Source organism: Bacillus spizizenii TU-B-10 (assembly GCF_000227465.1).
GTDB lineage: Bacteria > Bacillota > Bacilli > Bacillales > Bacillaceae > Bacillus > Bacillus spizizenii.
Genome location: NC_016047.1, coordinates 3,529,463 through 3,539,772, shown reverse-complemented (window position 1 = coordinate 3,539,772; position 10,310 = coordinate 3,529,463). Strand labels below are relative to the sequence as shown.

Genomic DNA, 10,310 nt, shown 5'->3' with positions numbered 1-10,310 from the left:
TATTCTCACAATACCCGTGGAGGTTCGTAATGAAAAAGATCATCTTTATTTGCTTCAGCTTATTACTTGCCCTGACAGGAGGATGCAGTATGAACGACAATGATAAAAACACCAAAAATGACAATACAGAAGCCGTAAAACCAAAAGATATGGATCCAAAAGACCTGCCGCAAGTTCCTGCGTTTCAGGACGAAAAAACGAGAGAGTACATGGTGTCAACAAAAGAAGAGGAGCCCGGGTATTATTTGCTTGAGTCTAAGTCGAAAGGATTTAGGATGTTGTTTCCGGAGGATGGGGAGTATCTTCCTGATTATTCTACATCAAATGGAAAGAATAGCGAATCGATAGGGTTTCAAAGCTATAATGAAAAATCAAATATACTTTTAGATGCACAAATTAGTTACTATAGCAAATCTTCTTTTATTAATAATCCAGAGACAATGCTGCACCAAATTAGTAATGAGAATGGTTACAAAGGAAATTTTAAGAAAGAAAAAGCTGATGGGAAAACAGTCTATACAGCATCAAAAAAAAGCACTTTTAAAAACAGTGATCGTAAATACAATTATTCCTTTCGTTATTTTGGATATATAAAATCCAGTGATGAAGAGTACCTGGGAATAGTATATTCTTTTATAGTTCGTTGTAAAAAAGATGATAAACCCTGTACCTTGAATGAAGATCAAGCAAGAGAAAGAACTGATACTCTAATTAATTCTATCACCTTTTTAGGAAATAAGAAGGAGGGTAGAGATGGACAATAAGAATGTTTTCGGAAATGAAAATGTAAAGCTCCGTTTAATTAATTTAGAGTATGCCTATAAAGAAAAGTTTGCATCGGACAATCTGGAAAAAGTAAAAAAAGCCAAGGAAGAGTTTATAGCTGAAGTACGGAGGATTTATAAAGAAGAAACAAACTCTGAACTTCCGAGAGAAATAGATATATATACTTCACATGAACTTATTCAAGAAAATAAGAACATAGATAAACATATTAAAGATTCTGGTTATGATGGTACAGCAATTTATATAAAGGATAAGAATAATGATATAGAGCAGCTTCATATTATTTCTGAGGGGAGTGCTGATAACGCAGATTGGTCTTATAATTTCTTTGGTTTGTTTTTAGGTATTGATGATAACCAATACAGAGCTACCAGAGAGTTTGTACAGACCTCAAAGAAAAAAGCAGGTAATTCCGAGGAATTGAGAACATTTGCGTTAGGACATTCTCTTGCTAATAATAACCAAGTATTAGCCCAGTTAATTGATGGAGAATTTGATGAAGTATATGGTGTAAATGGAGCACAAATAAATATCGACCAACTATTATTAGCTGATAGAAAATTGGTGGATTTTCTATTGAACAAATATGAACTTAGTCGTCAAGAACTTAAAGAGCTCCCACGAGAACAGCTAAAAAAAGCAATCACCAAATACTACAATGACAAAGGCGTAACAGCAAACATCACCCAACGCATCTCCAAAGATGACCCGCTTTATGGCGTTAGCGGAAAGGCTGATTTTATTACATTTGGCAATGTAAAGATGAAAGATACAAACACGGATGTCAAAGGAATCAGAAGCATTATAGATAAGATTCCTGATGAGGAAGTCCGCTCTATCCAAACCTTTTTGCGAAAGTATTCGGATGACTATAAAAAAGGTGGGCTAAACGGATTTGTCATGGCTTCAACTGGGATAGATGCAGAGCTTGTCGGCAGTATATTTAGTGCTGATGGAAATGTGGCGAAAGGGAAAATAGTGAAAGACCGGTTTGGTGATATACAGGTAATGGTTAAAAATATCGGGGAAAAAATGCCGGCCTTTATTAAATTCTTTCATACTATCTTGAATAATAGCGGGACATTTGTGGATCAGCTTAAAGAGAATGGGTATATTGATGAGACACAAAAGAAGAGTATCAAAAAACAGTTGAAAATTGTTAATAATAAGATAAGCGATATAGAAATTCAATATCAACAGTTAAAATACGCACTTTCTACTAATAATGTAGTTGCAATTGTTTATTATGTCTGTGAGTTAGTAGGCAGTGTTAAAGAATTAAAGGCGGCATTAGAAACACTCGACACAGAAACAAAAGACGCATTAAAACTCATCGTCGACGGCCACAGCATCGTTCAAATGCTGAACGCGTTATCAAAGGAAAAAGGATTCAGCTATAAAGGCTCCGATATTTACTTTACAGGAAAGAGCGGCTCGGGAGAAACGATTAAAGTCAATCTCTCATCCGCTGTCAGAATCTATCAAAACGGTATGAAGCTCGTTGAAGATATGGAAGATGCGATTTCTCAGTACCAGAAGGTTTACAGTCAGGAAATCGATGAAGACTTCATAGATAAAAAACAGGCGATCATCACGGCTATTCATCATATGGAAGAAAATCCTTCGCATTATGCCTTCGATCTTCAATTCCGGCTTGCAGCCGGTTTCAGCCACACATTCGATAAATTGGAGAATATCTCAGTTCATGAATCGTTCCACACAGGTGCGCTCCCTGCTAATGATGGAATTGTTGCTGAATTAAAAAAACAGGCAACAGAAAAAAGAGATTTCATCAAAAATATCCGCGAGAGTATTGAAAAGTTGTTTGAAAAAGAAGAAATGATTTCTCAGTTATTTGATTTTCAGCCCAAGGAGGAATATGAAGAGTGACTTCCTTATTTTCAGAAAGTGAAACAGAAATTGTATCAACCACCTATATGTTTCTTACCCAAGACGAAATGAAGGGGAAAGCAGGCAACCTCAATAAACCAATCAACGACATTCTAAGCCTGACAAAGAAATTTGAGTCTTCGCTAAAAGAGGAAATTAAAGGACAAAAAGGGTTGATTGTAAAAAAAATAAAAGAAGAGCTTGAATCAAAAAGCGAAAAACGAAAAGCTGCACTTCAAATGATAAAAGAAGAACATACTGCAAAAGTTGACCGGTACAAAATGATGATTGAAGACCTGCGAAAGCAGGATGTGACATTGACTTACAGAAAAAAGAAGCCTGTTAAAGGTGTCTAATATAAAAAATCTCCTATTCAAACAATGAGTGGGAGATTTTTATTTTCATCACGGCAAAAATATACTGAAAAAGTCTCTCTCCATTGATATGATTGAGAAAGAGTAAAAATCATCCTTTTGCTATGCCATTTCACCTTTCTGAACGCTGAAACAGGAGGAAACATATATGCCAACCAAGCAACAAAAATCTAAAAGTAAATTGAAACCCTTTTTTGCATTAGTAAAGAAGACCAATCCTTCTTATGGAAAGCTTGCCTTTGCGCTGGCCCTCAGTATTGTGACCACGCTGGTCAGCCTGCTGATTCCATTATTAACGAAGCAGCTTGTCGACGGATTTTCCATGTCAAATCTGTCAGGCACGCAAATCGGGCTGATCACGCTAGTTTTTTTCGTTCAGGCCGGTTTAAGCGCTTATGCCACCTATGCGCTTAACTATAATGGGCAAAAAATCATCTCCGGACTGCGGGATTTATTATGGAAGAAATTAATTAAGCTCCCTGTCTCTTATTTCGATACAAACGCTTCAGGAGAAACAGTCAGCCGTGTAACGAATGATACGATGGTGGTCAAAGAACTGATTACAACCCATATCAGCGGATTTATTACAGGGATCATTTCTGTTATTGGATCACTGACAATCTTGTTTATTATGAATTGGAAGCTGACACTGCTTGTGTTAGTTGTCGTTCCGCTGGCAGCTCTTATTTTAATACCGATTGGCCGGAAGATGTTCTCCATTTCCCGGGAAACGCAAGATGAAACAGCCCGTTTTACAGGCTTGCTGAATCAAATTCTTCCGGAAATCAGACTCGTCAAGGCTTCAAATGCGGAGGATGTCGAATATGGGCGCGGGAAGATGGGGATTTCTTCATTATTTAAACTTGGAGTGCGTGAAGCAAAGGTTCAGTCGCTTGTCGGCCCGCTCATCTCACTCGTGTTAATGGCGGCGCTTGTGGCAGTTATCGGATACGGCGGCATGCAGGTGTCATCAGGTGAGCTCACCGCCGGAGCGCTCGTGGCTTTTATTTTATATTTGTTTCAAATTATTATGCCGATGGGCCAGATTACCACGTTCTTCACACAGCTCCAAAAATCAATTGGCGCAACAGAACGAATGATTGAGATTTTAGCAGAGGAAGAGGAAGATACAGTCACAGGAAAACAAATCGAAAACGCGCATTTGCCTATTCAGCTTGATCGTGTGTCTTTTGGATATAAGCCTGATCAGCTGATCTTGAAAGAGATCAGCGCTGTCATTGAAGCAGGAAAAGTAACAGCGATTGTCGGCCCGAGCGGCGGCGGGAAAACGACGCTGTTTAAGTTGCTTGAACGTTTCTATACTCCGACTGCAGGGGCCATCCGGCTGGGGGACGATCCAGTTGATACTTACTCGCTTGAATCGTGGCGGGAGCACATCGGGTATGTATCACAGGAAAGCCCATTAATGTCAGGAACAATCAGAGAAAATATTTGCTACGGGTTAGAACGTGATGTTACAGATGCCGAGATCGAAAAAGCCGCGGAGATGGCATATGCGCTCAATTTTATAAAGGAGCTGCCGAATCAGCTTGATACAGAGGTGGGCGAACGCGGCATTATGCTGTCAGGCGGACAAAGACAGAGAATCGCGATTGCGAGAGCGCTTCTTCGTGATCCGAGCATTCTTATGCTCGATGAAGCCACCTCAAGCCTCGACAGCCAATCTGAAAAATCAGTTCAGCAGGCACTGGAGGTGCTGATGGAGGGCCGCACAACGATTGTCATCGCCCACCGCTTATCTACTGTTGTAGACGCGGACCAGCTTTTGTTTGTTGAAAAAGGAGAAATTACCGGGCGTGGAACACATCATGAATTAATGGCTTCCCATGATCTATATAGGGATTTTGCTGAACAACAGCTGAAAATGAATGCAGATTTAGAAAACAAAGCCGGGTAAATTTTGGTCGAATCAGCCAGTAAAAAGCGGAGGGATTTTCCCAATCCTTCCTTTTGAACTATTGAGGGGCTTATGATTTATGGTATACTACTGACGGTAATATTGTATAAAACGGAGGGTAGTTGTGGGAAAACACACTTCTGAACATAAAAATCACGCACAAATTGTCCAGCTGCTTCAAGATGGACAATATTTTTTTCATAAAGGCTTGAAAGCGTATAAAGAGCGCAATCTGAAACGGGCAAGCAAACTGATTCAGCGCGCGGTTCACTTGGAGCCGGAGGATTCAGAGATGCTATCGCAGCTTGCGGTCATTTATTCAGAAATGGGCCAGTATCAAGAGTCGAACGATCTTCTTGATTATATCATGGCAAATCTGGAGGACGAAATGCCGGAGTGCCATTACTTTAAAGCGAATAACTTCGCCCATCTGGGGCTCTTTCAAGAAGCTTATAAAGAAGCGGCCGCTTATTCAGATGCGGACCCGGACGGTGAGTTCGCCGAAGAAAACGATAGTCTGCTTGATTTGCTCGATTTAGGAGACGACGGCATTGAGGATTCGTTGTATGATCAGGATGAACTGCTGATGAAACAGGATCGGGCAAAGTCATTGCTGGAAAGCGGCCAGCTTGCTGAAGCAGTTGCGGCGCTTGAGGAAATCACAGCAGAATATCCGGAGCTTTGGTCAGCATACAACAATCTGGCGCTTGCCTATTTCTATTCAGGAAACGTTGTAAAAGCGAAGCAAACCGCTTATGAAGTGCTTTCTCATAATGAAGGAAATCTTCACGCCTTATGCAATCTTCTTGTTTTCTACTATTATGAAAGAGAAGACGAAAAAGTGGCGGAATTGAGTGATCAGCTTTCTAATGTATATCCGATGCTGTTGGAACAGCGCTATAAACTGGGGGCCACTTTGGCGCTTGTCGGCCGTTACGAGATCGGATATAAATGGCTCAAATCATTATATAAAACCGGTTTTGAAGGTGACGATACATTCTTTTACTGGCTCTCGTGCTCCGCTTATTTTACGGGCCATACCGACTTTGCCGAGACGATCTGGAGAAAAGTCGAGTCGCAATATCCCGGAGAAGACCGCCCGGCTCCCTGGATTGAGCGGAGGGAAGCTCTTCCTTCATCTGTGGAACAGCGTCTCGCAGCCTATTATATCAGCAGCACAAAGGGAGAAACGGAGCATCTTGAAGCGGTGATACGCTCAAAGAGAATTACCGCTCCTTTCGAAAATCATTTTGTTAAGCTGCTGTTGAATGGAGATTCCGCGGCTGCTGACGTAACAGAGGATGCACTTTTTGCTTATCAAACCGTCAAATTATTAGAGCAAGCTGAAAAAGAAGAGATGAAAACAGAAGTCATGAGCTGCTGGGTATTCCATGTCATCCAGCAAATCCGTGCAGCCGCTCCGTTGAAAAATGAGAGGGGCTGGGCAGCGGCGATCTGTTATATTTGGAAAGAAGCCCACGGCAAGCATGACACGAAAAAAGACACAGCGGCCCGATTCGGCATCTCTCCGGCAACTTTGACGAAATATATGAAATATATTGATGATATTCTAGAATAAAATATTTTGAAGAGTCGATTTGTAGAATCGACTCTTTTTTCGTTTGATAGATTATATTAAGAAAATAATATCGACAGTTTTTTTACTCGTTTAAGAAAAATGACAGATGATGCGCGACTTGACATCTGTTTGAAACACAAATGTAATAAAATTTATCGCTAATTTGTCGAAACTTGATGGTATAATGATTCTCGTACATAAGGAATTAGTGTTTTTTACATATGATGTGAAATAAACGCTATACAACCAGAATAAGAGATGCACAGAATAATTAACCATAAACGACCATCATTCCTCGTAGAGTATGAGGAACGAAACTTGATGTTCAAAATACAATTCCAAATGAGAACAGGTTCACAGTAAAAGGGAGGATATAAAAAGTGAGAAAGAGTTTATTGACACTTGGTTTGGCTTCCGTCATCGGGACAAGCAGTTTTTTGATCCCATTTACAAGTAAAACTGCATCGGCGGAAACATTAGATGAAAAGAAACAAAAAATCGAAAGCAAGCAATCTGAGGTTGCTTCCAGTATTGAAGCAAAGGAAAAAGAATTAACTGAGCTTCAGGAGAACCAAACAAAGATTGAAAAAGAACTGAAAGACATTAACGCTAAGGCGCTTGATACAAGCAACAAGATCGAAGATAAAAAAGAAGAAAACGATAAAACAAAAGAAGAAATCAAAAAACTGAAAAAAGAGATTAAAGAGACAGAAGCCCGCATTGAAAAACGCAATGAAATCCTGAAAAAACGCGTTCGTTCTTTACAGGAAAGCGGCGGATCTCAAGGGTACATAGATGTCCTTTTAGGATCAACAAGCTTTGGTGATTTTATCTCTCGCGCCACTGCGGTTTCATCTATTGTGGATGCAGACAAAGATTTAATCAAGCAGCAAGAGCAGGATAAAGCGAAGCTTGAAGATTCTGAAGCGGATTTGAATAATAAGCTGAAAGAAGTTCAAGCTGCATTGGCTAAATTAGAAACAATGCAAAAAGACCTTGATAAACAGCTTGATGAAAAAGACAAGCTTTTCGACGAAGCAAAAGCAAGCCAGAAGAAAACGGCTGCCGCGATTTCTGAATTAAAATCAGAAGCGTCTAAACTTGCAAATCAAAAAGCAGATACTGAAGCTGAGCAAGCACGCATCAAAAAAGAACAAGAAGCAGCGGCTGCTTTGATCAAAAAGCAGGAAGAAGCACAAAAAGCATCTGATGAAACACAAACAGATGACAGCCAAACGGCTACAACTGAATCAGCAAAAGCAAGCTCATCTGATAATGACTCTTCAGATAACTCTTCTAAGGGTTCGTCAAATAGTTCGTCTAACGGATCATCTTCTAAGAAGAGCAGCAGCTCAAACAGCAATTCAGGCGGCACTGTTATCAGCAACTCCGGCGGAATTGAAGGCGCGATCAGCGTTGGTTCAAGCATTGTAGGACAATCCCCGTACAAATTTGGCGGCGGACGCACTCAGTCTGATATCAACAACCGTATTTTTGACTGCTCATCATTCGTACGCTGGGCATACGCTTCTGCAGGTGTGAACCTTGGACCTGTCGGCGGAACAACAACTGATACGTTAGTTGGCAGAGGACAAGCTGTCAGCGCGTCCGAAATGAAACGTGGAGACCTTGTGTTCTTTGACACTTACAAAACAAACGGACACGTAGGAATCTACTTAGGAAACGGTACTTTCCTAAACGACAATACATCTCACGGTGTATCTGTTGACTCTATGAGCAACGTTTACTGGAAAAAAGCATTTAAAGGCGTTGTAAGACGTGTTGTTCAATAATAAATAAGACAAGGGCCTTCTCTGAACAGAAGGCTCTTTCTTTATTAACATGTATACCCGTTTACAATACATTTAATCGTGATGAGAAAAAAAGTGAGCAAAAAAATAGCGTATCACCATGAGATTTTATAGGATATGGGTAAGGAATAGGTTTGATGGGGATTCTTATCATATAAGAAAGAGCCCAAACTTGAAAAGATGGTTTAAGGAGTGAATAGTGTGTCAGAAGAAAAAATTTATGACGTGATTATAATCGGCGCGGGCCCTGCTGGGATGACGGCCGCTGTATACACATCAAGAGCAAATTTATCGACATTAATGATTGAAAGAGGAATTCCAGGCGGGCAAATGGCCAATACGGAAGATGTAGAAAACTATCCTGGATTCGAAAGTATCCTTGGGCCTGAGCTTTCTAACAAAATGTTCGAACACGCGAAAAAATTCGGTGCTGAATACGCTTATGGTGATATTAAAGAAGTCGTTGACGGCAAAGAATATAAAGTGGTCAAAGCCGGTTCAAAAGAATATAAAGCACGTGCTGTCATCATAGCCGCAGGTGCGGAGTATAAAAAAATCGGCGTGCCTGGCGAAAAAGAATTGGGCGGCCGCGGTGTGTCTTATTGTGCAGTATGTGATGGCGCTTTCTTTAAAGGCAAAGAGCTTGTTGTTGTTGGCGGGGGAGATTCCGCGGTTGAAGAGGGTGTGTATCTGACACGTTTCGCTTCAAAAGTAACGATTGTTCACAGACGTGATAAACTCCGTGCGCAAAGCATTCTTCAAGCGAGAGCATTTGATAATGAAAAAGTTGACTTCTTATGGAACAAAACCGTGAAGGAAATTCATGAGGAAAACGGCAAAGTCGGTAACGTAACGCTTGTCGATACGGTAACCGGTGAAGAAAGTGAATTCAAAACAGACGGCGTATTCATTTACATCGGCATGCTTCCTCTGTCTAAACCGTTTGAAAATCTGGGCATTACGAATGAAGAAGGCTACATCGAAACAAACGACCGCATGGAAACAAAGGTTGAAGGTATTTTCGCTGCCGGAGACATTCGTGAAAAGTCACTGCGCCAAATTGTAACGGCTACAGGAGACGGAAGTATTGCGGCACAAAGCGTACAGCATTATGTCGAAGAGCTCCAAGAAACGCTGAAAACTTTAAAATAAAAAGGGCTGTCATACGAGTTTCACATTACGTTACTGGGTTTTAATTCCGCTGTAACAGTTGTGTAATGCTTTTCGGTTATGATTAATAAAGTAATTGACCCCCTTTTTATAATGAATACACTTTTTTGGCACGGATTCTCCAGTTATCCGTGTCCTTTTTTTGTCCAAAAATAAAAGACGGATGCCTGTTACAGCAAATCACCTGAACTAAGAAATGAATATGCTGTAAAATAGAAGAAAAGATTGTCAATGTCTCTTCATTGTGGGAGGCATCTTGAAGCGGTATAATAAAGAGACGATGACAGGACGAGAAGGTTAGGTGAACGTACTTGCAAAGAGTGACAAATTGTGTGCTTCAGACGGATGACAAAGTCCTTCTGCTTCAAAAGCCGAGACGCGGCTGGTGGGTCGCACCGGGAGGCAAGATGGAGAGCGGAGAATCAGTCAGAGACTCCGTCATCAGAGAGTACAGAGAAGAGACTGGTATCTATATCATAAATCCTCAGTTAAAAGGCGTTTTTACCTTTATTATTAAAGACGGTGACCACATTGTCTCTGAGTGGATGATGTTTACGTTTGTCGCTGATTCTTATACAGGGCAAAATGTAGCTGAATCAGAGGAAGGCAAGCTGCAGTGGCACGATGTCAATGACATTCAAAACCTGCCTATGGCGCCGGGAGACGGCCATATCCTTGATTTTATGATGAAGGGACAAGGGCTGCTGCACGGCACATTTACGTATACACCGGATTTTGAGCTGCTCAGTTATCGTTTAGACCCGCAGCATATCAAATAGAAA

Annotated in this window: 8 protein-coding genes; all 8 read left to right on the top strand. The window is 40.8% G+C overall.

What is annotated here, in order from left to right:
• Window positions 1–29: 29 nt before the first annotated feature.
• The 8 genes from yvcA (at window position 30) to GYO_RS39720 (ending at window position 10,307) form a co-directional block, all read left to right on the top strand.
• Window positions 30–764 carry a lipoprotein YvcA gene (yvcA, locus tag GYO_RS39755; RefSeq protein WP_014115291.1) on the top strand — a complete coding sequence of 245 codons (735 nt, stop codon included), beginning with the start codon at window positions 30–32 and terminating at the stop codon, window positions 762–764.
• Window positions 754–2,676, top strand: a complete 1,923-nt coding sequence (locus tag GYO_RS39750; RefSeq protein ID WP_014115290.1) for a DUF6792 domain-containing protein — start codon at window positions 754–756, stop codon at window positions 2,674–2,676. The genes yvcA and GYO_RS39750 overlap by 11 nt, the downstream gene beginning before the upstream one ends.
• Complete coding sequence (locus GYO_RS39745) at window positions 2,673–3,032, top strand: hypothetical protein (protein WP_014115289.1); 360 nt, start codon at window positions 2,673–2,675, stop codon at window positions 3,030–3,032. The genes GYO_RS39750 and GYO_RS39745 overlap by 4 nt, the downstream gene beginning before the upstream one ends.
• Before the next feature lie 166 nt (window positions 3,033–3,198).
• On the top strand, window positions 3,199–4,968 hold the full coding sequence (gene bmrA / locus GYO_RS39740) for a multidrug resistance ABC transporter ATP-binding protein/permease BmrA (RefSeq protein WP_014115287.1): 1,770 nt from the start codon (window positions 3,199–3,201) through the stop codon (window positions 4,966–4,968).
• Window positions 4,969–5,092: 124 nt separating this feature from the next.
• On the top strand, window positions 5,093–6,547 hold the full coding sequence (locus GYO_RS39735) for a tetratricopeptide repeat protein (RefSeq protein WP_014115286.1): 1,455 nt from the start codon (window positions 5,093–5,095) through the stop codon (window positions 6,545–6,547).
• Between the two features lie 380 nt (window positions 6,548–6,927).
• Window positions 6,928–8,340 carry a peptidoglycan DL-endopeptidase CwlO gene (cwlO, locus tag GYO_RS39730; RefSeq protein ID WP_014115285.1) on the top strand — a complete coding sequence of 471 codons (1,413 nt, stop codon included), beginning with the start codon at window positions 6,928–6,930 and terminating at the stop codon, window positions 8,338–8,340.
• A gap of 219 nt (window positions 8,341–8,559) precedes the next feature.
• Window positions 8,560–9,510: a thioredoxin-disulfide reductase gene (gene trxB / locus GYO_RS39725; RefSeq protein ID WP_003228139.1), complete on the top strand. Its 951-nt coding sequence runs from the start codon at window positions 8,560–8,562 to the stop codon at window positions 9,508–9,510.
• Between the two features lie 329 nt (window positions 9,511–9,839).
• Window positions 9,840–10,307 (top strand): 8-oxo-dGTP diphosphatase, encoded by a 468-nt coding sequence (locus GYO_RS39720; RefSeq protein ID WP_014115283.1) that lies wholly within the window; start codon window positions 9,840–9,842, stop codon window positions 10,305–10,307.
• The last annotated feature ends 3 nt before the right edge of the window (window positions 10,308–10,310 follow it).

Bases quoted from the DNA above. Each gene is read 5' to 3' on its own strand.
- yvcA (WP_014115291.1), top strand. From the start codon at position 30: ATGAAAAAGATCATCTTTATTTGCTTCAGCTTATTACTTGCCCTGACA.
- bmrA (WP_014115287.1), top strand. From the start codon at position 3,199: ATGCCAACCAAGCAACAAAAATCTAAAAGTAAATTGAAACCCTTTTTT.
- GYO_RS39750 (WP_014115290.1), top strand. From the start codon at position 754: ATGGACAATAAGAATGTTTTCGGAAATGAAAATGTAAAGCTCCGTTTA.